This window comes from Streptococcus sp. HMSC074F05 (genome assembly GCF_001808725.1).
In the GTDB taxonomy this organism is placed as follows: Bacteria; Bacillota; Bacilli; order Lactobacillales; family Streptococcaceae; genus Streptococcus; species Streptococcus parasanguinis_I.
In genome coordinates this window covers 1,008,141-1,032,456 of sequence record NZ_KV794411.1, presented here as the reverse complement: position 1 = coordinate 1,032,456, position 24,316 = coordinate 1,008,141, and the positions used below count along the sequence as shown (strand labels likewise).

General features: G+C 42.7%; 26 protein-coding genes. 22 read left to right on the top strand and 4 right to left on the bottom strand.

Going from position 1 to position 24,316, the window contains the following annotated elements:
* The first annotated feature begins 17 nt into the window (after positions 1–17).
* From der to greA, 8 genes are all read left to right on the top strand, one after another.
* Positions 18–1,328: a ribosome biogenesis GTPase Der gene (der, locus tag HMPREF2685_RS08715; protein WP_031575509.1), complete on the top strand. Its 1,311-nt coding sequence runs from the start codon at positions 18–20 to the stop codon at positions 1,326–1,328.
* Between the two features lie 597 nt (positions 1,329–1,925).
* A complete protein-coding gene (locus HMPREF2685_RS08710; protein ID WP_070466413.1) occupies positions 1,926–5,024 on the top strand; it encodes a pilus expression-regulating Snf2 family helicase in 3,099 nt (1,032 codons plus the stop codon).
* A 55-nt stretch (positions 5,025–5,079) separates the two neighbouring features.
* On the top strand, positions 5,080–5,730 hold the full coding sequence (locus HMPREF2685_RS08705) for a divisome accessory protein ZapJ (RefSeq protein WP_003017389.1): 651 nt from the start codon (positions 5,080–5,082) through the stop codon (positions 5,728–5,730).
* Positions 5,731–5,739: 9 nt separating this feature from the next.
* Complete coding sequence (murC, locus tag HMPREF2685_RS08700) at positions 5,740–7,074, top strand: UDP-N-acetylmuramate--L-alanine ligase (protein ID WP_003005130.1); 1,335 nt, start codon at positions 5,740–5,742, stop codon at positions 7,072–7,074.
* Between the two features lie 81 nt (positions 7,075–7,155).
* Positions 7,156–7,572 (top strand): GNAT family N-acetyltransferase, encoded by a 417-nt coding sequence (locus tag HMPREF2685_RS08695; RefSeq protein WP_070466411.1) that lies wholly within the window; start codon positions 7,156–7,158, stop codon positions 7,570–7,572.
* 12 nt (positions 7,573–7,584) lie between these two features.
* Positions 7,585–8,094: a GNAT family N-acetyltransferase gene (locus HMPREF2685_RS08690; RefSeq protein WP_176745539.1), complete on the top strand. Its 510-nt coding sequence runs from the start codon at positions 7,585–7,587 to the stop codon at positions 8,092–8,094.
* Between the two features lie 71 nt (positions 8,095–8,165).
* On the top strand, positions 8,166–9,683 hold the full coding sequence (gene mltG / locus HMPREF2685_RS08685; protein ID WP_371106514.1) for an endolytic transglycosylase MltG: 1,518 nt from the start codon (positions 8,166–8,168) through the stop codon (positions 9,681–9,683).
* 57 nt (positions 9,684–9,740) lie between these two features.
* Positions 9,741–10,223 carry a transcription elongation factor GreA gene (gene greA, locus HMPREF2685_RS08680; protein ID WP_003005389.1) on the top strand — a complete coding sequence of 161 codons (483 nt, stop codon included), beginning with the start codon at positions 9,741–9,743 and terminating at the stop codon, positions 10,221–10,223.
* Between the two features lie 154 nt (positions 10,224–10,377).
* Here greA and yidC read toward each other — a convergent pair whose 3' ends face one another.
* Positions 10,378–11,295 (bottom strand): membrane protein insertase YidC, encoded by a 918-nt coding sequence (gene yidC, locus HMPREF2685_RS08675; RefSeq protein ID WP_003008377.1) that lies wholly within the window; start codon positions 11,293–11,295, stop codon positions 10,378–10,380.
* A 77-nt stretch (positions 11,296–11,372) separates the two neighbouring features.
* Complete coding sequence (locus tag HMPREF2685_RS08670) at positions 11,373–11,651, bottom strand: acylphosphatase (protein WP_023918900.1); 279 nt, start codon at positions 11,649–11,651, stop codon at positions 11,373–11,375.
* 73 nt (positions 11,652–11,724) lie between these two features.
* On the opposite strand from HMPREF2685_RS08670, the gene HMPREF2685_RS08665 reads away from it, so the two are divergent.
* The 14 genes from HMPREF2685_RS08665 (at position 11,725) to yidD (ending at position 21,168) form a co-directional block, all read left to right on the top strand.
* Positions 11,725–12,471 (top strand): TrmH family RNA methyltransferase, encoded by a 747-nt coding sequence (locus tag HMPREF2685_RS08665; RefSeq protein ID WP_049523730.1) that lies wholly within the window; start codon positions 11,725–11,727, stop codon positions 12,469–12,471.
* Between the two features lie 82 nt (positions 12,472–12,553).
* Positions 12,554–13,045 carry an HDIG domain-containing metalloprotein gene (locus tag HMPREF2685_RS08660; protein ID WP_003005617.1) on the top strand — a complete coding sequence of 164 codons (492 nt, stop codon included), beginning with the start codon at positions 12,554–12,556 and terminating at the stop codon, positions 13,043–13,045.
* A 28-nt stretch (positions 13,046–13,073) separates the two neighbouring features.
* On the top strand, positions 13,074–13,760 hold the full coding sequence (locus tag HMPREF2685_RS08655; RefSeq protein WP_003008369.1) for a Bax inhibitor-1/YccA family protein: 687 nt from the start codon (positions 13,074–13,076) through the stop codon (positions 13,758–13,760).
* Positions 13,761–13,855: 95 nt separating this feature from the next.
* A complete protein-coding gene (locus HMPREF2685_RS08650) occupies positions 13,856–15,106 on the top strand; it encodes a diaminopimelate decarboxylase (RefSeq protein ID WP_070466409.1) in 1,251 nt (416 codons plus the stop codon).
* Between the two features lie 55 nt (positions 15,107–15,161).
* On the top strand, positions 15,162–15,407 hold the full coding sequence (locus HMPREF2685_RS08645; protein WP_031575486.1) for a YneF family protein: 246 nt from the start codon (positions 15,162–15,164) through the stop codon (positions 15,405–15,407).
* A 77-nt stretch (positions 15,408–15,484) separates the two neighbouring features.
* Entirely contained in the window at positions 15,485–16,279 is a 795-nt protein-coding gene (gene racE, locus HMPREF2685_RS08640) for a glutamate racemase (protein ID WP_003008361.1), read from the top strand.
* Entirely contained in the window at positions 16,276–17,256 is a 981-nt protein-coding gene (locus HMPREF2685_RS08635; protein ID WP_003005496.1) for a nucleoside-triphosphate diphosphatase, read from the top strand. The genes racE and HMPREF2685_RS08635 overlap by 4 nt, the downstream gene beginning before the upstream one ends.
* Positions 17,229–17,750, top strand: coding sequence for a metallophosphoesterase (locus HMPREF2685_RS08630; protein ID WP_049474019.1), 522 nt, complete (start codon positions 17,229–17,231; stop codon positions 17,748–17,750). Before HMPREF2685_RS08635 ends, HMPREF2685_RS08630 begins: the two co-directional genes overlap by 28 nt.
* Positions 17,747–18,208 carry a cyclic-di-AMP-binding protein CbpB gene (gene cbpB, locus HMPREF2685_RS08625; RefSeq protein WP_003008353.1) on the top strand — a complete coding sequence of 154 codons (462 nt, stop codon included), beginning with the start codon at positions 17,747–17,749 and terminating at the stop codon, positions 18,206–18,208. The genes HMPREF2685_RS08630 and cbpB overlap by 4 nt, the downstream gene beginning before the upstream one ends.
* Positions 18,205–18,936, top strand: coding sequence for a site-specific tyrosine recombinase XerD (xerD, locus tag HMPREF2685_RS08620; RefSeq protein ID WP_070466407.1), 732 nt, complete (start codon positions 18,205–18,207; stop codon positions 18,934–18,936). Before cbpB ends, xerD begins: the two co-directional genes overlap by 4 nt.
* Positions 18,936–19,655 (top strand): segregation/condensation protein A, encoded by a 720-nt coding sequence (locus HMPREF2685_RS08615; protein ID WP_049472072.1) that lies wholly within the window; start codon positions 18,936–18,938, stop codon positions 19,653–19,655. Before xerD ends, HMPREF2685_RS08615 begins: the two co-directional genes overlap by 1 nt.
* Positions 19,639–20,208: an SMC-Scp complex subunit ScpB gene (scpB, locus tag HMPREF2685_RS08610; protein WP_070466405.1), complete on the top strand. Its 570-nt coding sequence runs from the start codon at positions 19,639–19,641 to the stop codon at positions 20,206–20,208. The genes HMPREF2685_RS08615 and scpB overlap by 17 nt, the downstream gene beginning before the upstream one ends.
* Complete coding sequence (locus tag HMPREF2685_RS08605) at positions 20,198–20,929, top strand: pseudouridine synthase (protein WP_003005375.1); 732 nt, start codon at positions 20,198–20,200, stop codon at positions 20,927–20,929. Before scpB ends, HMPREF2685_RS08605 begins: the two co-directional genes overlap by 11 nt.
* Positions 20,926–21,168: a membrane protein insertion efficiency factor YidD gene (gene yidD, locus HMPREF2685_RS08600; protein WP_023918885.1), complete on the top strand. Its 243-nt coding sequence runs from the start codon at positions 20,926–20,928 to the stop codon at positions 21,166–21,168. Before HMPREF2685_RS08605 ends, yidD begins: the two co-directional genes overlap by 4 nt.
* A 223-nt stretch (positions 21,169–21,391) precedes the next feature.
* Here yidD and HMPREF2685_RS08595 read toward each other — a convergent pair whose 3' ends face one another.
* Positions 21,392–22,831, bottom strand: a complete 1,440-nt coding sequence (locus HMPREF2685_RS08595) for a TrkH family potassium uptake protein (protein WP_070466403.1) — start codon at positions 22,829–22,831, stop codon at positions 21,392–21,394.
* A 5-nt stretch (positions 22,832–22,836) separates the two neighbouring features.
* On the bottom strand, positions 22,837–24,192 hold the full coding sequence (trkA, locus tag HMPREF2685_RS08590; RefSeq protein WP_003008340.1) for a Trk system potassium transporter TrkA: 1,356 nt from the start codon (positions 24,190–24,192) through the stop codon (positions 22,837–22,839).
* Between the last annotated feature and the right edge of the window lie 124 nt (positions 24,193–24,316).

Genomic DNA, 24,316 nt, shown 5'->3' with positions numbered 1-24,316 from the left:
TTAGAAAAGAGGAAATCATGGCCCTACCAACTATTGCGATTGTAGGCCGTCCCAATGTCGGAAAATCTACACTCTTTAACCGGATTGCCGGTGAGCGGATTTCCATCGTTGAGGATGTAGAAGGAGTCACTCGTGACCGCATTTATGCAACAGCTGAGTGGTTGAATCGAAAATTTAGTATCATTGATACGGGGGGAATTGATGACGTAGATGCCCCATTTATGGAGCAAATCAAGCATCAGGCAGAAATCGCCATGGACGAAGCAGATGTGATCGTCTTTGTCGTTTCTGGTAAAGAAGGAATCACGGACGCGGATGAATATGTCACTCGTATCTTGTATAAGACCCATAAACCGGTGATTCTAGCGGTCAACAAGGTGGATAACCCAGAGATGCGCAATGATATCTATGACTTTTATGCCTTGGGACTGGGTGAGCCACTACCGGTATCCTCTGTCCACGGGATCGGAACTGGGGATGTGCTCGATGCCATCATCGAAAATCTTCCGAATGATACAGAAGAAGAAAATCCAGATATCATCAAATTTAGCTTGATTGGTCGCCCAAATGTTGGGAAATCAAGCTTGATCAATGCGATCCTTGGAGAAGACCGGGTCATCGCAAGCCCTGTTGCTGGAACTACACGGGATGCCATCGATACCCATTTTACCGATGCAGATGGCCAAGAATTTACCATGATCGATACAGCCGGTATGCGCAAATCTGGTAAAATCTATGAAAACACTGAGAAATATTCTGTCATGCGTGCCATGCGTGCCATCGACCGTTCAGATGTGGTTTTGATGGTCATTAATGCCGAAGAAGGGATTCGGGAGTACGACAAGCGGATCGCTGGCTTTGCTCATGAGGCTGGTAAAGGTATGATCATTGTTGTCAATAAATGGGATACTATTGAAAAAGACAACCATACCATGAAGCAGTGGGAAGATGACATTCGCGATCAATTCCAATACCTTTCTTATGCGCCGATTGTCTTTGTTTCTGCCCTAACTAAACAACGCTTGCACAAGTTGCCAGAGATGATTAAACAGATCAGTGAGAGTCAAAATACGCGGATTCCTTCAGCTGTCTTGAACGATGTGATTATGGATGCCATTGCCATTAATCCAACGCCGACCGACAAAGGAAAACGCCTCAAGATCTTCTATGCGACACAAGTGGCAACCAAGCCGCCAACTTTTGTGGTCTTTGTTAACGAAGAAGAACTGATGCACTTCTCATACCTCCGTTTCTTGGAGAACCAAATTCGCAAGGCCTTTGTTTTTGAAGGAACTCCAATCCATTTGATTGCGCGAAAACGGAAGTAGGGAATACGAGACAAATGGATCAAAGTGGAGAAGGATATTTCAAATGATAAAATGCTCATTCTTCCAACTATGAAAACAACTAAAAGTAGCGCATAAGCGTTGCTTTTTTTAATAAGCTGGTAAAATGAAGTGGAGGATAGTCAGATGCGTAGTATCATAGTCCGGATATGCTTTATTCCTTAGCTTTTTTTAAGGTTGAGAAGAGTAAACTCATGAAGATCATGAGAGCTTTAGGTTTGTGTACTTATTATTTAAAATCTATCTGTATCTCTTGTTTCTCGGTTCGATCGTAAGCTTGGAGCTCTTGATCCTATTGTTGGGGATTTATTAAAAAATAGGTCGTATTTTTTGTGGGCTATCGGGATCTTTCTCCTCTCTATTTAGCTATTCTGTCTATTGTTCGCTCAGACGGTTAAAAGAGAAAAATCATGGATAGCTGATTGAGGTAACTCTATTACGAAATCAGGTGAAAAGCTGGGACAAGACTGTCTCAGTTTTTTTCTAAAAGTAAGTTAAAATCCTTTTAATAGTAAAATTATCTTTTCTAATTTTATCTTAAATATGGTATAATAAAGGGATTAATCTAAGGTGGTAAACATGGCAAAATTAATTCCTGGGAAGGTTCGTTCACAAGGGAGCCTTCTCTATGAAGCTGGGAAGGTTTCCCTTCAGGAAGTAAAAGAAAAATACCTATATTTTCGGGTGGAAGAAGAAAGCTTGCGGTACAGTTTGGACGACGATGCTGTTTTTTGTAGCTGTGCTTTCTTTCAAAAGAAAAAATTCTGTACGCATCTGGCAGCTGTGGAAGCTTTTTTGAAGAATGATGACAGTGGGAAAGCAGCTCTTGCAAGTCTTGAAGAAGACGCCACGGCGACTGAAGAAACGCAGGAGAAGGTCTCTTTTGGAAGTTTGTTTTTAGACCAGGTTCTTCCAAAAATCGAAAAGAAAGCAACACGTTATGTCTTATCAGCAGTCGGGCAGGAGGATGAATACTCTGGTCAATTCTTGTGGACCCTTCGCATTCGTCGCTTGCCAGACGAGCGTTCTTATGTGATCAGAGATGTGCTAGCTTTTTTGCAGACCCTTCAAAAAGAAGGCCACTTTGCAATTGGCAAAAGTTACTATGAACCCATTTCTTATTTAGAATTTGATGGGCCTAGTCAGGATGTGATCAATTTCCTACAAGGCTTGGTCACAGATAGTGGCTCGAAAGAGCAAGATTTCTTTCCCAATGCTGGGCGCCATCTTTATTTTCCACCGACTCTCTTTGAAGATGCTGTAGAATTACTGATGAATTTGGATTCTTTCCTCTTGCAATACAGCTTGTATGATTTTTCTGAAGTCTATTTTCAGGATGTCCATGGGGAGGAAGATCTCTTTCATTTTCAGGTGGAAGACCATGGTGATTTTTACGAATTGATCATTACGGAGCCACAAGTGAAGGTTGTCGAGTCGGCTGTTTACCTGTTTCGAAATGGTGTCTTCTATCACCTGACGCCCCAACAGCGAACCCTATGGAAGGCCATCCAAGATCTTCCAATGGATCAGGATCGCAAAAAACGCCTGCATTTTGATCCAACGGATCAGACCAAACTTTCCTATAGTCTAAAAGAGTTCAAAAAACTGGGACAAATAACAGCCCCGACCAGCTTTTTAATCCACGATTTCACTCCGGAATTTCATTTTGATCTAGCACAGGATCAGACTGTATTACTGGATGTTGTCTTTCAATACCAGGATCGTGTGGTGACCACGCGTGAGGAACTTCTCAATCTTCCTTATTCTAGTGATTTCGATAAGGAGCAAGAAGTCTTTTCAACCATGCTAGCAGCAGGTTTTACGGATGATTTTTCTTCCCAAAGAAGTCCTTTATCAAGTGAGCAAATCTATCCATTCTTTCACCAACAGATCCCGACTTTTGAAGCCTTAGGAGAGGTTACCCTCTCTGATAGCCTTTTAGATCTTTATCAAGTGGAGCGTCCAAAAATTGATGTTAAAACCAATGGCAGTCTACTGGAGATCGGTTTTGACTTTGAAAGTGTGGATCCAGCCGAAGTGGACCAGGTCCTCAAAGCTCTAGTAGGGCAAAAAGACTATTTTGTCAGCCATACAGGGAAAGTTCTTGTCTTTGATGAAGAAACCAAGAAGATCAGTCGAGCCTTAGCAGATCTGCGGGCGAAAATGAGCAAGGGTGGGAAACTACAAGCCCGCCGGATTGCCGCTTATCAGCTATCTGATTTGTTGGCAGATCAAGACAATGTTCATTTTTCAGAAGACTTTCGAAATTTAGCTCATGATTTGACTCATCCAGAAGACTTCCAACTCCCTCAGATGACAATCCAAGCGACCCTAAGGGATTACCAAGAAACAGGGGTTAAATGGTTCTCCATGTTAAATCATTATGGTTTTGGTGGTATTTTAGCGGATGATATGGGGCTTGGGAAAACCCTGCAGACTATTTCCTTCTTGACCAGTGTCGCAAAAAAAGAAACTAAAATCTTGATTCTAGCTCCATCTAGTCTCATCTACAATTGGAAACAAGAATTTTCAAAATTCGCTCCTCAGATGGAAGTGGCAGTCGTCTATGGTCTCAAGCAGCACCGAGATGAACTCATCGCAACCAATCCACAGGTAGTTATCACTAGTTACGCATCTTTTCGTCAAGATGTGGAGGAATACCAGAAGAATCAGTATGAGTACTTGATTCTAGATGAAGCCCAGGTCATGAAAAATGCCCAAACCAAGATTGCCCAACACTTACGTGGCTTTGAGGTTCCGCATGTGTTTGCCCTATCTGGGACACCGATTGAAAATCATGTGGGTGAACTCTGGTCCATTTTCCAAATTGTCCTTCCAGGGCTCTTCCCAGCTAAAAGAGAATTTCAAAAATTGAGTCCTGAGACCATTGCACGATTTGTCAAACCTTTTGTCATGAGACGGAAAAAAGATGAAGTGCTCCAAGAATTACCGGACTTGATTGAAACAACCTACCACAATGAGTTGGATGAAAGCCAAAAAACGATCTATTTGGCTCAATTAAAACAAATTCAAGATCGGGTTCGAAGCTCTAGCGAGGAAGAACTAAATCGGAGTAAGGTGGAAATTCTCTCGGGTCTCATGCGCCTTCGCCAAATCTGTGATACCCCCGCCCTCTTTATGGAAGACTATCAGGGAGATAGTGGGAAATTGGAGAGCCTTCGAGATCTTTTGGGTCAAATCAAGGATGGCGAACACCGGGTTTTGATCTTCTCTCAATTTAGAGGCATGCTGGATATCCTAGAGCAGGAGATTGACCAGCTTGGCATGACCTCCTTTAAAATCACAGGTTCTACTCCCGCTAAAGATCGACAAGAAATGACCAATGCTTTTAATGCAGGTGAGCGCCATGCTTTTCTCATTTCTCTGAAGGCTGGAGGGGTTGGATTGAACCTCACTGGTGCCGATACGGTCATCTTAGTCGATTTGTGGTGGAATCCTGCAGTGGAAGACCAGGCTATTGGACGTGCCCATCGAATGGGACAGGAACAAAATGTTGAAGTTTACCGCATGATTACTCGTGGTACGATCGAAGAAAAAATCCAAGAACTACAAGCTTCCAAAAGACACTTGGTCTCAACGATTTTAGACGGAACGGAAACACGATCTAGTTTATCGGTTGAGGAAATTCGTGAGATTCTTGGAATTCAGTCAGAATAGCTTGAAAAATTCTGTGAATAGTTTATAATTAATGGAGTGTCGAAAGGAAGAAAGCATGACAGAAAAATATTTTCCTCAAGTAGGGGATAATGAGTTGATGTTAACAGAGATGCCCCACATGAACCTGTATGATGAAACAGACTTGATTAGTAACATTACAGGCGACTATGTGGATAAAAATTATTTGGAATGGCAACCGATTGCTGAAAATACCAAACCTAAGCATCCTTACCACCAACCATTAGAAGAGCCCCTACCGAAAAGACGGCCAGTAAGAAAACCTGATTTTAAAGAGCCGATTGATAAAAAAAGCCCAGCCAATCGTTATGCAGAGGAAGCGAGAGAGCGCGCTCGTGAAGATCTGAAAAAGAAACGCACAGCTCCCTATCTGACAACGGATCCAGCAGCTACTACAAGTAAACGGAAAAAACCATTTATTTCTGAACGAAAACCTGGTCAGCCAACGGCTCCCTTCCAAAAGGAAAATCCGGGTGAATTATTGAAATATAGCAAACGATTACGACAAGATCAGTTGATCCTTGCAGAGTTCGAATCTGCAGGAGAACCAGAAGTGGCAGAACCGACTGAAAAGAAAAACAATTATGATTTCTTAAAGACTAGCCAAATATACAATAAAGATCAGCACAAGTTGAAACCACAGCCAATCAAACAAGAATTGGATTTAACCCATCTAGATCAAGAATAAGGAGAAAACATGTCTAATACATACCATTTTATTGGAATTAAAGGAGCAGGGATGAGTGCTTTAGCCCTCATGCTTCACCAAATGGGACATACGGTTCAAGGGTCAGATGTTGAGAAGTATTACTTTACGCAACGTGGCTTGGAACAAGCAGGAATTCAAATTTATCCATTTGATGTGAAAAATTTGGAAGGCGACAAGATCCTCATTGCCGGGAATGCTTTCCGTCCAGATAACAATGTGGAAATTGCTTATGCAGATGAGCATGGCCTAACTTATAAACGCTACCATGAATTCCTTGGTGAATTTATGCGTGACTTCGTCAGCATGGGGGTTGCCGGAGCACACGGAAAAACCTCGACAACAGGGATGCTTTCTCACGTCTTATCAAATATCACTGACACCAGTTATTTGATTGGTGACGGGACAGGTCGTGGCTCTGCAGCAGCCAAATACTTTGTCTTTGAATCAGATGAGTATGAACGCCACTTTATGCCTTACCATCCTGAATACAGCATCATCACCAATATTGACTTCGACCATCCAGACTATTTCACGAGCTTGGAAGATGTCTTTAATGCTTTTAACGATTATGCCAAACAAATCAGTAAGGGCCTCTTCATCTACGGAGAAGACAAAGAATTGCGTCGGATTACCTCATCAGCACCAATTTATTACTATGGTTTTGATAAGGAGACGAACGATTTTGTGGCAAGCAACTTGCTTCGCTCAACGACAGGTTCAACCTTCAACGTTCATTTCCGTGGAGAAGATTTGGGGCAATTTCATATCCCAACTTTTGGTCGCCACAATATCATGAATGCTACAGCAGTCATTGGTTTGCTTTACATTGCAGGATTTGATTTAGATTTAGTCCGCGAGCATTTGAAGACCTTTGCTGGAGTGAAACGTCGCTTTACTGAAAAAGTAGTCAATGGAACAGTGATCATCGATGACTTTGCGCACCATCCAACGGAAATTATTGCAACCTTGGATGCGGCCCGTCAAAAATACCCAAGTAAAGAGATTGTGGCGATTTTCCAACCACATACCTTTACACGGACCATTGCCTTGTTAGATGAATTTGCAGAAGCCTTGAATCAAGCAGATGCTGTTTACTTGGCACAGATCTATGGTTCTGCACGGGAAGTCGATCACGGCGATGTGAAAGTTGAAGACTTGGAAGCAAAAATTGTCAAACGTTCAGCGATTATTACAGCTGAGAATGTTTCTCCTCTTCTTGACCATGATAATGCAGTCTATGTCTTTATGGGAGCAGGAGATATTCAAACCTATGAATACTCATTTGAGCGTTTATTATCTAGTTTGACACATAGTGTACAATAAGAGATGATTGAGTCTGGAATCGATTGGTTCCAGACTCAAATTTATCTGTCCACTGAAGGAGTATGAGATGAGGAAAGCAGGATGATGATTCGATCAATCACCCCAGCTGATCAAGAACAGCTGGGCTTACTAGAAGAAGAACTTCATGACAATGAAGGAAAGGAGCACAGGGCCACTCTTGAGGAAGCGCTGGGTTCGAAGGAAGCCATTTCTTTGCTTGCAGAGCAGGTGGGGGATGCTGTGGCTTACTTGTTGGCGACAGAAGACCAGCCTTTAAAAGGAGACCTAATCGTATTGCGATTAGCAGTGAGGCCAGCCTTTCAAGGTCAAGGCTATGGTTCTATTTTGATTGCTGCTTTAAAGGATCTAGCTGTTCAAAAGGAAAAGAAAGCCATTTGGATCGATTGCCCAGAAGACTTACTATCTTATTTTTCCCAGCAAGGATTTCGGGATGAAGCTGAGTCTGACCGAGGTGTCCATATGGTTTGGGAACGATAGAAGGAGTAAATGATGAAAGAAAAGATTCACATTAGACAGGCAGAGCTGCAGGATTTGGATGCCATCGAGCGCATTGAGCTTGAGAATTTCTCAGAAGAAGAAGCGATTGCGCGTGAGATTTTAAAAGATCACATCGAAAAGATTCAAACGACATTTCTTGTAGCAGAGTGCCAGGGTCAGATTTTAGGCTATTTAGAAGGACCTGTTAGACCGGAGCGCTATTTGATCGATTCCTCTTTTTCAGAGGTTGAAGATCTAAGTCAGTTAGAACAGGGCTTTATTTCCATTACGAGTCTATCCATTGCTAAAGAAGCTCAAGGACTTGGAGTGGGAACCCTTTTGCTTGAAGCGATGAAAGAGATTGCGTTGAAAGATAATCGCCAAGGGATCAATTTGACCTGTCATGATTATTTGATTCCTTATTATGAAAAGCAAGGATTTACCAATGAAGGCCGGTCAGAATCCCAATATGCGGGTGAAGTTTGGTACAATCTGGTCTGGGAAAATGAAAAACTTGATTAAATAGGTATTTTAAAGAAGAAAGGCGATTTGTATTGCTTTTCTAAATCTTTTAAGATATAATATTAAGGATTATGATGAGGGAGGTCAATTATTTGACTGATAAATCACAAGACAGTGAGAAGTTATTAAGCTTCAAAGAGCAGATCCTCAGAGACTTAGAAGAGGCCAATGAGCAACTTCTAAAAATCGAAAAAGAGTATGATCTACCTGATCGAAGTATTGAAACCCCTTCTTCACTGAAAGAGGAGGAAGAAGCAACACTACCTCCAAAAGTAGAAGAATCTGCGTTGGCTCCCAAAGAAGAACCAGTGGAGCCGGTAAAGGCGACTCCTGCTGTGGAAGAAAAGAGTGAGCTTACAAAGCCTGCTAAAAAAGAACCAAGTCAGGAACCGGTAGAGGAAAGCTTATCGCGCTCTTCTCGTAACCAGCGCCAACAAAAACAAAAGAAACAAAATAAAATCGCTAAACGAATTGTGCGGACAGTAGTCAGCCTTTTGCTGATTGTGATCGTAGCTACAGGGATCTTTGCTGTGACCTATATCCATTCAGCTGTCAAGCCGATGGATAAAAATGCAACAGAATTCGTAACGGTTGAGATTCCAGCAGGTTCAAGTAATCGTGAGATTGGCGCGATCCTTGAGAAAAAAGGACTCGTGAAAAATGGTCAGTTCTTTAACTACTATACCAAGTTCAAGAACTATAGCAATTTCAAATCTGGTTATTTCAATTTGCAAAAGAGCATGGATCTAGAAACCATCATCCAAAAACTGCAAGAAGAGGGAACCAAAACTCCTCAGGCTCCAGTTCTTGGAAAGGTCACGATTCCAGAAGGTTATACGATCGATCAGATTGCGACGGCTATCACCACCAATGTCTCCACTAAGAAGGCAGGCAAGACTCCATTTAAGAAAGAAGATTTCTTGAAGGCTGTCCAAGACGATGCCTTTATTGAGAAGATGGTGGCCAAATATCCTAAGCTCTTGGCGAATCTGCCAAGTAAGGATTCTGGTGTTCGCTACCGTTTAGAAGGTTATCTCTTCCCAGCAACTTATAACTATGGGAAAGATACCACAGTGAAAGAGATGATCGATCAGATGCTTGCGGCAATGGATCAAAACTTAAGCCCATACTATGAAACACTTGAGAGCAAGAACATCAATGTAAACGAAGTATTGACTCTTGCTTCCTTGGTTGAAAAAGAAGGGGCGACGGATCAGGACCGCAAAGATATCGCGAGTGTCTTCTATAACCGCTTGAACCAAGACATGCCTTTGCAAAGTAATATTGCAATTCTTTATGCAGAAGGGAAACTTGGTCAAAAGACGACCTTAAAAGAAGATGCAACGATCAATACAGAGCTGGATTCACCTTATAATATTTATAAGAATACCGGCTTGATGCCTGGCCCAGTGGATAACCCTGGAGTATCAGCGATCGAAGCGGCGGTGAACCCAAGTAAGACCGATTACTTGTATTTTGTCGCAAATGTCGAAAATGGTGAAGTTTTCTTCGCTAAGACATACGAAGAACACAATAAAAATGTTGAAGAACACGTCAATAGTAAATTGACACAAGCAAGTTCAAACTAGAAAAAGCATGTGGCGCGTCCACAGCTTTTTCATTCAAATAATAGAAAGAGAAGAATAATGGCAGAAAAAACATACCCAATGACCCTAGCAGAAAAAGAAAAATTGGAACAAGAATTAGAAGAATTGAAATTGGTCCGTCGACCTGAAGTGGTGGAACGGATTAAGATCGCTCGTTCATATGGTGACCTCTCAGAAAACTCTGAGTATGAAGCAGCAAAAGATGAACAAGCTTTTGTTGAAGGTCAAATCTCTAGCTTGGAAACAAAAATCCGTTATGCAGAAATCGTCGATAGTGACGCTGTTGCAGTAGACGAAGTAGCGATCGGAAAAACCGTTACAGTTCAAGAAGTTGGCGAAACAGATGAAGAAGTATACAGCATCGTTGGTTCAGCAGGGGCAGATGCCTTTGCAGGAAAGATTTCTAACGAAAGCCCAATCGGTCACGCTTTGATTGGTAAGAAGACAGGTGACGTTGTCACTGTTGAGACACCAGCTGGAAGCTACCAAGTGAAAATTTTGAACGTAGAAAAAACAGCGTAACTATAAAACGCAAGCCCTCCAAGAGGGCTTGTTTTTTTGTGCTCTTAATCTTTTTGTGAGAGTGAAAATTCTTTGCTGACTGAACGATATCAAAAAAAGCACTTGAACCTTGGGTTCAAGTGCTACTGTATACCGCTAGAATTAGTAGTTTGTACTACTTTCTATTGCGTTGTTTTCCTGCATTGCGGTTGTTTTTTGGTTTGTGTTGGATTTGTGTCGTTGCAGTAGGTGTGACATCTTTTTTCACGCGGTGACTAGTCGCTTTAGGAGGATTGTTTTTGTATTCCTCAGCGACTCGTTTGCGAAGATTTGGACGAATCAAGTAGTTGATGACAAATTGTTGGATAATTTGGATCACCCCACCGACTACCCAGTAAAGAGTTACTCCGGCTGAGGAGATCAATGAGAAGACACCGATCATAATCGGACTCATCAGTGATGCTTTGCGCATGCTTTCCTTTTGGGTTTCATCTTCAATTCCATGAAGAGAAAGCATACTTTGGATATAGTAAAGAACTGCTACGATCGCTGTCAAGAGCAAGCTTGGTTTGCCGAGAGCAATGCCAAGGAAGCTACTATCTGCTACCCCTTTGGTGTGCTGAGCTGCAAAGAAGAGAGCTGAGAAGAATGGCATTTGGATCAAGAGTGGCAAACACCCAACTCCACCAAACATGCTAACTCCATTTTCACGTTGAGCAGCCATTAATTCCTGTTGCGCCAATAGCTTTTCTTCTTGTGTGCTAGCGTTCTTCATGCGCTCTTGGATTGGCCCAAGGATAGGTTTTAAGTAGTTCATCTTTTCAGATTGGTAGGTTGCCTTCCATGATTGGTACAAACCAAGTGGCAAGATGATTAACCGTACGATCAAGGTGACGATAATAATCCCGATCCCAAAGCCTAAGCCAAGGTTGTTGGCAAAGAATTTGATGGCTTCGCCCATTGGACGGCCAAGAAGATTCCAGATCAATCCAGTCGGATTTCCAGTTTTCCGATCGACACTCACGCATCCTGATAAGAAGACAAGCGAAGCTAGTCCCATCGATGCAAGTAATGCAAGTTTATTTTTTTTCACAAATAGTTCCTTCTTTTTTTTAATGTTACCTTTCTATTCTACTGTTTTTTTTGAAAATACACAATAGTTCTCTAGTCTTAATTTGCAATTTTGAAGTCTGTATAGTTTTCAAAGTTTGCGAGCGTAACATCTAAATAAGTCACATGCGCAAAAGGCGTAGGACCTTTGCGAATTTCTTGGATGAATTTGGCCATTTGGCTACTAGACTCTGCCTGTGCCAGAATGCCAACTGTTCCGTCGTCATTATTCCAGACACGGCCAGTGATCCCACCGATCTCTAAAGCAAGACTGTAGACTCCCCAGCGAAAGCCAACCCCTTGAACCCGTCCTTGGGCAATCATTTTTACCTTTTGCATGTGCGACCTCCTTGACTCGAAGAAATCTATCTGAGGTATGATTTCTTCTTTTTCTTTGTGCTATAATAGTTCTATGAATATTATAACGTCTAAATCCAATAATGTAATCAAAAATGCAAAAAAATTACATCAAAAAAAATACCGGACAGATTCTTATCTCATTGAAGGCTGGCATCTGTTTGAAGAGGCAGTAGAAAATCATGCGAAGATTCGGCAGGTCTTTGTTTTAGAAGCCTATTTAGACCGGGTAGAGGACATCCAAAAAGTCACTATCGTGACTCCGGAGATCTTAAGCCTCTTGGCAGATTCGAAGACTCCTCAAGGGATTGTCGCAGAGATTCTTCTAGAGCAGCCAGAGCTTCCGGATCAGCTACAAGGGCGATTCCTCTATTTGGAGGATGTACAGGATCCTGGCAATGTAGGGACGATGATTCGAACAGCAGATGCAGCAGGTTTTGATGGCGTCATGCTTTCGAAAGCCTCCGCTGATCTATACAGTCTCAAGACCCTTCGATCCATGCAGGGCAGTCATTTCCATATTCCTATCTGGAAACTGGATCGAGAAGAACTATTGGAGCGAGCTGCGCACTCTCATCTAGCAGTTCTCGCAACGACGCTTTCAGAAGCTTCCATTGACTACCGTCAGCTTTCTCAGACCGATCAGTTTATCCTGGTTATGGGGAATGAAGGAAATGGCATCAGCCAGGAAATGGCGGCACAAGCAGACCAGCTGGTTCATATTCCCATGCCAGGTCGGGCAGAGAGTTTAAATGTTGCAGTGGCAGCAGGAATTTTGATGTTTTCTTTAAGGAAATTTTGAGAAAAAGAAGTATACTTAACCTGTAAGAAGAAGTTGATGGAGATCTTATTGGGAGAGCTTATCAACGAAAGGTGGTTATCTTATGCAATATCATCGTGACAAAGAATACATGACCTATGTAGGCCATCTGATCCAGCATCCTAAGGTTCAAAAATTAGCCGACATTCCCCACCATATTCATTCCAATCGTTTGGAGCATTCCATTCATGTGAGCTATACCAGTTATAAACTGGCTAAAAAATTTGGTTGGGATGCCAAAAGTACGGCTCGGGGTGGCCTCTTGCATGACCTCTTTTACTATGATTGGCGCGAGACCAAGTTTACGAAAAGTCACGCCTGGATCCATCCCCGCATTGCCGTGAGAAATGCACGAAAGATCACAGATCTCAATGCCAAGGAAGAAGACATCATTATTAAACACATGTGGGGAGCTACCCTTGCTCCGCCTCGCTACAAAGAATCCTTCGTAGTGACCATGGTGGATAAATACTGGGCTGTTAAAGAAGCTTCAGAACCATGGCGTAAAAAGATGGCTAAAAGGAGATTTTTTCATCGAAAAATGTTAAAATCGTAGTAAACAAATTTGAAAGGAACTTGTTAATATGTATAATGATTCAGTAATCCAAGAACAAAGTGGATTGAATGCTTTTTATAACAAAATCTACTCATTAGTTGGGATCGGTGTGGGGATTTCAGCCCTTGTGTCTGGCCTGATGATGACAGTCTTTCAAGACTTCTTCGTACAAATCTTGACAACCGCACCAATGGTTTACTACGCAGCAGTGGTTGTAGAATTGATCTTGGTCTTTGTTGCAAGTGGGAAGGCTGTTAAAAATAGCCCGTCTGCTCTTCCGATCTTCTTGATCTACTCAGCTTTGAATGGCTTTACCTTGAGCTTTATCATTGCTCGCTACATGCAAGCAACTGTCTATAAGGCTTTCTTGGTCAGTGCCTTGATGTTTATTGTCATGGGAGCTATCGGACGCGTCGTGAAAAAGGACCTGTCTGGAATGGGACGTGCCTTGATGGGAGTCTTGATCGGTGTGATCATTGCTTCTGTTGTGAACATGTTCTTGAGAAGTTCTGGAATGGACTATATCTTGAGTATTATCTCTGTCTTCCTCTTTGCAGGTTTGACAGCTTGGGATAACCAAAAGATTCGCTATGTCTATGATCAAACAAATGGTCAACCTGCTACAGGTTGGGCAGTAGCAATGGCTTTGGAACTTTATCTTGACTTTATCAACCTCTTTATCAGCCTTCTTCGTATCTTCGGAAGAAACGACTAATCAAAGAGAGATTGAGCTGGGGCAGTTGCCTCGGCTTTTTTTGTCTTTCGACTTGTGCTATACTAATAGTGACTAAAGAATAGAAATGAGCGCTTATGAAAACACCTTTTGTAACCTGTGAACAATTAGAAAGCCTGACCCAAGAATTCCCTACCCCTTTCCATCTCTATGATGAAGCAGGAATTCGTGAAACGGCTCGTGCTCTCCATCAAGCTTTTGCTTGGAATGAAGGATTTAAGGAATACTTTGCCATCAAGGCAACTCCTAACCCATCGATCCTAAAAATTTTGCAAGAAGAGGGCTGTGGTGTCGACACTGCCAGCTATGTCGAATTGTTAATGGCGGATAAACTGGGCTTTAGTGGAAAAGAGATCATGTTTTCTTCTAACAATACGCCAGCAGATGAATTTGTCTATGCTAGAGAATTAGGGGCAACGATCAATCTGGACGCCTATGAAGACATTGCTTTCTTGAAGTCTGTGACTAGCATTCCCAAGGTCATTTCTTGCCGCTATAATCCTGGTGGAGTTTTTGAACTGGGAACCGATATTATGGACAATCCTGAAGAAGCCAAGTTTGGAATGACCAAGGAGCAATTGATCCAAGCCTTTATCGAGTTGAAAGAACTAGGTGTGGAAGAGTTTGGCATTCACGCTTTATTAGCTTCTAATACTGTATCCAACGACTACTATCCAGAGCTAGCGCGTCAACTTTTTGAATTAGCAGTAGAAGTCGTCGAGAAAACAGGTGTCCACTTGGGCTTCATCAACCTCTCTGGTGGAGTTGGGGTCAATTACAAGCCAGAACAAGAACCAAATGATATTGCCATTATTGGGGAGGGCGTGCATCGCGTTTTTGATGCGATTCTTAAACCAGCAGGACTTGGTCATGTGAAAATCTATACCGAGCTTGGTCGCTTTATGCTGGCTTCACACGGCCTCTTGGTAACCAGAGTGACGCATAAAAAGAAAACCTACCGGACCTATGTGGGTGTCGATGCTTCAGCTGTGAATCTTCTTAGACCGGCTATGTACGGTGCTTATCACCATATTACCAATATGGATCGTTCAGATGAACCAACTGAAGTGGTCGATGTCGTGGGAAGTCTCTGTGAAAACAACGATAAATTTGCCAAACAACGAGAACTACCCGTGACGGAGATTGGAGATTTACTCGTGATCCATGACACTGGAGCCCATGGATTTTCAATGGGCTATCAGTACAATGCCAAGTTGCGTTCGGCAGAAGTTTTGCTTCAAGAAGATGGGCAGGCCCGTTTGATTCGTCGAGCAGAAAAACCAGAAGATTATCTTGCGACACTCTACGGCTTTGACATTGAAAAATAAGCGATTGTCTGATATAATGATAGTTATGTAAAAATAATGGATCGGAGAAAATTGTATGAATCTCTTTTTAGGAATTTTGTTGATTATTTTAGCTTTCTTTGGTGGGATGGTTGCAGGAATGTTCTTGCTTCGTCGTCAATTTGAAAAAGAATTTGCATCAAACCCACGTTTGAATATTGAAGCAGTCCGTACGCTTTTAGGTGCGAGTGGCCAACGTCCAAGCGAAGCAAAAGTTCAACAAGTCTATCGCCAAATTGTGAACCAACAAAAATCAGCAATGGCGAAAAACAAGAAAAAATAAGAGTGGGGCAATCTCACGATAATAAATGAGAGGGGCTTGGAGGAATTTCTTAGTCCCTCCTTTTGGAAGGAAGAGATATGGATAACCGACCGATTGGTTTTTTAGATTCTGGAGTAGGGGGCCTAACTGTTGTCCGCGAATTGCTCCGTCAGCTTCCTCACGAAGATGTCGTCTATATTGGAGATTCAGCGCGTGCACCTTATGGTCCTAGACCAGCAGACCAAATTCGCGAGTATACTTGGCAGATGGTGAACTTCCTTCTGACCAAAAATGTCAAGATGATTGTCTTAGCCTGTAATACAGCGACGGCAGTTGTTTGGGAAGAAGTCAAGGAGAAACTTGATATTCCTGTTTTAGGAGTGATTTTGCCCGGAGCTTCTGCAGCCATTAAATCGACGACCCATCAAAAAATTGGGGTCATTGGGACACCGATGACGGTTTCTTCTGGAATTTATAAAGAGAAGATTCAAAGTCTAGCACCAGACATGGAAGTCAGCAGTTTAGCTTGTCCCAAGTTTGTTCCTTTAGTGGAATCAAACGAGTTGGCATCCAGTGTGACCAAAAAGGTGGTTTACGAAACCCTAAAACCACTAGTTGGAAAGGTTGATACCTTAGTCTTGGGATGCACCCATTATCCCCTTTTAAAACCGATCATTCAAAATGTTATGGGACCGGATGTCAAATTGATTGATAGTGGGGCAGAGTGTGTTCGGGATATCTCCGTTTTATTAAACTATTTTGAGCTCAATAAGAGTCGCGAACTCTTAGAGCAGACCCACCGCTTTTATACAACTGCAAATGCCAATAGCTTTGCAGCGATTGCCGAAAAATGGCTAGAACGTTCAGTGAATGTGGAGCATGTAAATTTATGAGTGACAAACTATTTGAATACAAAGATCCCCAAGATTGGTATATTGCCCAATGGGGAGAAGATGCAGACTACAACCAATTTAGTCAAGTGCCTGCGGAAGCTTCCACTCTGTTAGATCAGCTGGAACTTCTCTTTGCCAAGGATCCTGAAGGATTCCCTCTCAATCTATCGGTGATGCGCTATGGTTCAGCCTTTCGTTTTCTGACCTTTTTGACCGAAATCTTGAATGAAGTCAAGGGAAGAGCTTTTGAAATAGTACAGCGTCAAGGAGCCTTGCTCTTGGTTGAAAAAGGGAAATTGCTCTATTTGCATTTGCCAAGTGATGGGGTGGATTTGGAAGCCTTCTTGGGTCAAGACAAGGTCAAAGATACGATTCTTATTGCGACTCGAAATGAGGGAAAAACCAAAGAATTCCGTAATATGTTTGAAAAGCTGGGCTTTGAAGTGGAAAATCTCAATCAATACCCAGAGCTTCCAGAAGTCGAAGAGACAGGTCTGACCTTTGAAGAGAATGCCCGCCTAAAAGCTGAAACGATTGCAGAGCTAACTGGGAAAACAGTCTTAGCAGATGATTCAGGTTTGAAGGTAGATATCTTGGGAGGCTTACCAGGAGTTTGGTCAGCTCGCTTTGCGGGAGTTGGTGCGACAGATGCGGAAAACAATGCGAAATTGTTGCACGAATTGGCCATGGTTTTTGACTTGAAAGATCGTTCAGCTCAGTTCCATACGACCTTGGTGGTTGCAAGACCAGGCAAGGAAAGCCTAGTGGTGGAGGCAGATTGGCCAGGGTATATTAATTTTGAGCCCAAAGGGGAACACGGCTTTGGCTATGACCCTCTCTTCTTAGTTGGGGAAACGGGCCGTGCTGCTGCTGAATTAACGCTAGAAGAAAAAAATACACAATCACATCGTGCTTTAGCTGTTAAAAAGTTATTGGAGGTATTTCCATCATGGCAAAGCAAACAATCATCGTTATGAGTGACTCACATGGAGACCGCTCCATTGTTGAAGCTATTAAAGAAAAATACCTAGGCCAGGTCGATGGGATCTTTCACAATGGGGATTCTGAACTAAAAAGTGATGATCCTGTCTGGAAAGGGATCCACGTTGTCCAAGGAAATATGGATTTTTATGATGGCTATCCGGAACGCTTGGTGACCCAACTAGGGCCAACACGGATCATCCAGACCCACGGACATCTTTTCCAGATCAATTTTAGTTTTCAAAAATTGGATTTGTGGGCCCAAGAGGAGGAAGCAGATATCTGTCTATACGGCCACCTTCATATCCCAGATGCTTGGAAGGAAGGAAGAACCCTCTTTGTGAATCCTGGATCCGTTAGCCAACCTCGTGGTCTGATTCGCGAGTGTTTGTATGCCAAGATAGAGATTACCGATTCGAACTTCAAGGTAGAGTATTATACGCGAGATCATGAATTGTACCCTGAATTGACAAAGGAGTTTAGCAGATGATAGCAAAGGAATTTGAACGTTTCTTGCTGGCGCAGGAAGAGACGTTCTTAACTCCTGCCAAAAATTTAGCGGTCTTGATTGATACCCACAATGTAGACCATGCGGTCTTGCTGTTGAGCCAGATTAGCTATAGTCGCATCCCGGTAGTGACGGATGAACGCAAGTTTGTGGGGACGATCTCCCTAACGGATATTCTATCTTATCAATTGAAACACGAGATTCCTGAGGAGACTTTTGCTTCGATGGATATCGTAGACGTTGCAAAGAAGGAGGTCGGGGTCATCGGCTTAGACTTCAATTTGACAGAAGTCCTTCACAAGTTGGTGGATGACTCCTTCTTATCAGTGGTGGATGAAGAAGGTTATTTCCAAGGGATTATTACTCGGAAATCTATCCTCAAAGCCATCAATTCGCTGATGCATAATTTTTCAAATGAATACGAGATGATTCCAAAATGAAAGAATTTATTGCAAGTTTTATTGATCAAAAAGAACTAAGTGAAAATTCTCAGTCAGCCTATTTCTATGATTTGGACCAATTTATTGAATCAATTCATGGAAAAGTGACGCCGACGAATTTGAGAATTTACCAAGCTTCGATTAAAGATTTTAAACCGGCGGTTCAAAAACGAAAATTATCCGCTGTTAACCAATTTTTATATTATTTGTATCAAGAACGCTTTATTTCTGAATACCATCGTTTGGTCTTGCCTAAAATTCAACCGGCCAAGATCCATGATCGTGAATTGTTGGATCTGACCCATTTTTGGGAAGAATCAACTAACCCACAGGGACGCTTGATGGCCTTATTGATTCTGGAGATGGGCTTATTGCCAAGTGAGATCCTCCAAGTCAAGGTCGAAGATATTCAGCTGGACTTTCATGTCATTCGAGTGGGCAAAGATGGCCAAAAACGGGTTTTAAAAGTTCCAGAGCCTTTACTGGATGAGTTGCAACTCTTCCTCGATGGTGTCTATCTCTTTGATAATAAAGGAAAATCTTACTCCCGTCAGTGGGGATTCCGACAGTTAGAAGCCTTCTTGATCGAAAAAGGCAACCAAGACCTTTCGGCCCAATCAATTCGTGAGCAGTATATTTTGAAACAACGTGAACTCGGTGTGGATCTCTTTAGTATTGCGCGTGAATTGGGCCTAAAAACCATGGTGACATTAGAAAAATATAAATAATGGATATTAAAATAAAAGATTTTGAAGGGCCTTTGGACCTCTTGCTCCACTTGGTCTCTAAATACCAGATGGATATCTATGAGGTCCCCTTGATTGAGGTGATTGAACAGTACCTGGCTTATCTGGCGACTCTCCAGGCTATGAAACTAGAGGTAGCAGGGGAATACATGCTGATGGCTAGTCAACTAACCCTGATCAAGAGTCGTAGACTTCTTCCTAAGGTCGCAGAGGAGATGGATGAAGCAGAGGATCTAGAGCAGGACCTCCTTTCTCAATTGGAAGAGTACCGTACTTACAAGCAATTAGGAGAGTTGATGGCCTCGCAGCACGAGGAGCGCGCCCTCTATTATTCGAAACCAAAGATGGAATTGGTCTATGACGATACCGAATTACTTCATGATCGCACCACGGTGGATCTCTTCTTGGCTTTCTCAAAACTATTGACGAAGAAAAAAGAAGAATTCCGCCAGAACCATACAACCATTGTCAAGGATGAATACAAGATTGAGGATCTGATGGACCAGCTGCGTCACCGATTCCACGATCGCTCACAAGTTCTCTTACAGGACTTGTTTCTAGAAGCAGCGGATCTCCAAGAGGTCATTACCCTATTTCTTGCAACCCTTGAATTGATCAAGATCCAAGAGGTCACAGTGGTACAGGATACGGCTTTCGGAGAAATTTACTTAAATAGGATTGAACATGAGCAAATTAGCTGAAATTGAAGCACTCTTATTTGTAGCGGGTGAAGAGGGAATTACTGCCAGACAAATCGCAGATCTTCTCTCTTTACCCCCAACAGGTGTGGTGCAAAGTTTAGAAAAATTGGCCCAAAAATACCAGGAGGATACAGGTACGAGTCTGTGTTTGATGGAGACAGCTTCCCGTTATAAATTGGTGACAAAGGCAGACTACGCTTCGGTTTTACGAGACTATTCTAGAACGCCTATGAATCAAAGTTTGTCTCGGGCTGCCCTTGAAACCTTGTCAATTATTGCTTATAAGCAACCGATCACCCGTATGGAGGTCGATGATATTCGGGGTGTCAATTCCAGCGGTGCCATTACTAAACTACTGTCATTTGATCTGATCCGAGAGGATGGGAAAAAAGAAGTCCTCGGGCGTCCCAATTTGTATGTCACGACGGAGTATTTTTTGGATTATATGGGGATCAATCATTTGGAGGAATTGCCAAAGGTTGAGGAAGTGGATATCGATCCAGAAGAAGGTCAATTATTTTCAGAGAGAACAGAGGAACTAGATGAGAATTAATAAATATATTGCCCATGCAGGAGTGGCTAGTCGTCGCAAGGCCGAAGAACTGATCAAGCAAGGCTTGGTGACGGTCAATGGCCAAGTTGTGCGTGAATTAGCGACTATCATTAAAACCGGTGATCAGGTTGAAGTAGAAGGGACTCCAATCTATAACGAAGAAAAGGTCTACTATCTTTTAAATAAGCCACGTGGTGTCATCTCTAGTGTATCGGATGATAAAGGACGGACAACAGTCGTTGACCTTTTATCTCAAGTACCAGAGCGCATCTACCCAGTGGGACGTTTGGACTGGGATACATCTGGTGTCTTGATTTTGACCAATGATGGTGATTTTACAGATGAGATGATTCACCCGCGCAATGAAATTGATAAGGTCTATGTGGCGCGTGTCAAAGGGATTGCCAATAAGGAAAACTTGCGTCCCTTGACGCGAGGAGTGACCATTGATGGAAAGAAAACCAAGCCAGCAACTTACGAGATCTTAAAAGTGGATGTCGAAAAAAACCGTTCAGTGGTTCAGTTGACCATTCATGAAGGGCGTAACCACCAGGTTAAAAAGATGTTTGAAGCGGTGGGACTTTTAGTGGATAAACTCTCCCGGACCCAGTTTGGGAATTTGGACGTCTCAGGACTTCGTCCGGGTGAATACCGTCGCTTGAACAAAAAAGAAATCAGCCAGTTGCACAATCTAGCAGTGACTAAATCTAAAAAAGCATGAAAACAATCCTAATTGCGCTGGTCAGAGGCTATCAAAAATGGATCTCTCCCCTATTTCCGCCTTCTTGTCGCTTTCAACCGACCTGTTCCAATTATATGATCCAAGCGATTGAACGTTTTGGTGTGAAAGGTGTCTTGATGGGGATTGCAAGGATTCTACGTTGCCATCCTGGAACCAAAGTAGGACCAGACCCCTTGCCAGACCATTTTAGTCTGAAGCGAAATGAAGAATCAAAATAGGACGATCGCAAATAAACAGAAACGAGGCTGGGACAAAAGTCCTAGCCTCTCAATTATTTTTGGATTGTCGAGCAAGACGCAGTGGTTGAGTGGGCTCTACTACGCTGATTTCATCAGCTTTTACAGCCCTACTCAACTGTGCGGAGGTGGGACGACGAAATCGAATTCTAACGAATTACCGATTTCTGTCCCACTCTCGTTGATTTTGTACTAGAGTTGTCTATCAGCGTTTAGACCATGTTTTAGGGAGGAAGAGAAGAATCATTGGATAGATTTCAAGCCGTCCGGCAATCATGGCTAAGGAAAGTAACAGTTTTGAAATCGGACTAAAAATGGAGAAGGTTTGACCTGTTCCAATCATAGGTCCGATGTTGTTGAAACAACTAAAGACAGCACTGACAACCGTCATGAAGTTATTATTATCTAGACTGACTACAAAGAGCAAGCCGATCGTGATAAAACTGTATATCGTAAAGTACTTGAGGATCTGATGCTGTGTATCCTTATCCAATACCGTATCATTGACATGCAAGGTTAGAACGCGATTCGGAGACAAGGTCGAAAGAACCTGATTTTTTGCGATTCGCCATAAGGTCAAGCACCGAATGACTTTAAGCCCCCCAGCGGTCGATCCAGCAGAACCACCGATGACCATCAGCATCAAGAGGATGAACTGAGAAAAGAGAGGCCATTTTTCCGTCGTTCCATAACCAAAACCGGTGGTGGTGATGATATTGGAAACTTGGAAGAAGGAAATCTCAAAACTCTTAGCGACATTGGCATAGAGATGAAGGACATTGTAAGCGATCAAGACACTGGAAACGAGGACGATGGTGATATAGGTCCGCAATTCCTCATCTTTAAAGAAGGCCTTGAATTTTCGGATCATGAGGAAGTAGTAGAGGTTAAAGTTAACCCCGAAGACTAAAACCCCGATACTGACCAAATAGGTGATTAAACTACTATTGTAGTGGGCAATTCCGTCGTTAAAAACGGTAAAGCCCCCGGTCCCAGCCGTCCCCATGGCGATGACAAAACTATCATAAAGGGGCATGCCAGCAAGGAAATAAAGAACCACAAAAAGGAAGAACAAGCCCAAGTACAAGAAGTAGAGGATTTGAGCTGTGTTTTTTAATTTGGAAACGACCTTCCCAAAAACTGGACCAGGAACCTCCGCCTTCATGACTTCAAGGTGGCTGTTCTTATTATTGTCCATAATCGCAAGGGCGAAGACCAATACTCCCATCCCTCCAATTAAGTGGGTGAAACTGCGCCAAAAGAGGAGAGAATGGCTGAGGGCACCTACATCATCTAAAATCGTTGCCCCTGTTGTTGTAAAGCCAGAGCTGACTTCAAAAAAGGCGTCGATAATGTTGGGGATTTGCCCCGAAAAGACAAAGGGAAGGGCACCAAAGAAGGACCAGAGGATCCAACAGAGTGCTACAATCAGGACTCCTTCTTTAGCATAGATGTGAAAGTCCTTTGGTTTGTGAAAACTACCAAGTAGCCCCAGCCCAAGTAAGATAGCCATGGTTGCCCCAATAGAGACAAAGACCTTGGCAGGTTCCTGATAGATGGCAGCGACCACTAAAGGAACGATCAGAAGACCAGCTTCGATTAAGAGGAGTTTGGACAAGAGGTAACGAATCATGCTTCTATTCATATGGCTTACCTCTCAAGTAGATCGTAGATTTTTGTGACATTTTGAATCAAGGTGGTTACGATAATCCGATCTCCTACCATCAAACGGTCATCTCCATTTGGGAAAATAGCCTTGCCGTCTCGAATAATGGCAGCGATCAAGACGCCTTTTTTCAATTTCAATTCAGAGAGGGGATATTGGGTTAGTTTATTGTCTTCCTTGATTTGGAACTGCAAGGTTTCAATCCGACCGTTTGCGACATGGTGCAGGGCTTCTAGGTTTGAGAACTGTGCATTGTAACGTCCGCGAATAAAGTGCATAATGGTATCTACAGCGATGCGTTTTGGCGTAACGATACTGGTCATATCTTGATCGCCAATGATCTCCAACAGACTGGTTCGGTTGACCTTGGTAATGTTCTTTTTGACTCCGACAGAATTTAAGAACATGGAGGTGATGATGTTTTCTTCATCGACCCCTGTCAAAGTAGCCACAGCATCGAAGTTATTGGCACTCTCTTCTAAAAGAATGTCTTTAGCAGTTCCGTCTCCATGGACGACATAGAGATCAGGAAATTCCTGGCTAAAGAATTCCGCCCGTTCGCGATTGACTTCTAAGACCTTGAGATCGATCTTGCGACGCACGTCTTGAAGAATATTGAGTAGGTAGTAGGCAATTTTCCCAGCACCAATGATCATCATGCTCTTAATGACCTGAGGGCGAACATTGTTGTGGAAGAGAACGACCTCGATCCGATTACCTGTTACGAAAATTTTGTCTTGAGGTTGCAAGACAAAGTCCCCGTTTGGAATGGTGAGTTCGTTGCCACGCTCGATCGCACAAACAATGACATTTCCGTATTTCTTCCGGAATTGGGAGAGGCTCATATTGCAGAGATTGCTATCTGGCTTGATCTTAAATTCCATCAAGGCAACTCGTCCATTGGCAAAATGCTCCACAGAAAGGGCATTTGGGAAGTCAATGATATTGGCAATATAACGAGCTGTCAGCAATTCCGGATTGACAACTAGGGAGAAGCCCAAGATATTTTTTTCCTTGAAGTAGGAATTGGAATATTCCGGATTCCGCACCCGAACGATAGTCTCTTTGGCTCCCATTTTTTTAGCCAAAACAGCAGAGACCATGTTAACCTCGTCGTACTCGGTCATGGAAATGAAGATGTCGCAGTCTTCAACATCTGCTTGCTCCAAGATCTTGAAGTTCGCCCCATTTCCTAAAATTCCAATGATATCAAACCGTTTGGTAATATGGTTAAGAACGGATTCGTCTTTTTCGATCAAAATAACATCGTGGTTTTCAGCAACGAGAGAACGACAAAGGGCCGTTCCGACCTTTCCTCCACCAACAACAATAATTTTCATAGAATACCTCCAGAGTATGCTTCTATCATACTCTATTTTCAAGAAAAATTCATCTTTTTTAAGGATTTTCTGGTGGAATTTTGAGAAGCTAAGAACAAGTAGGAAAAATCGTCAAAAGAGTAGA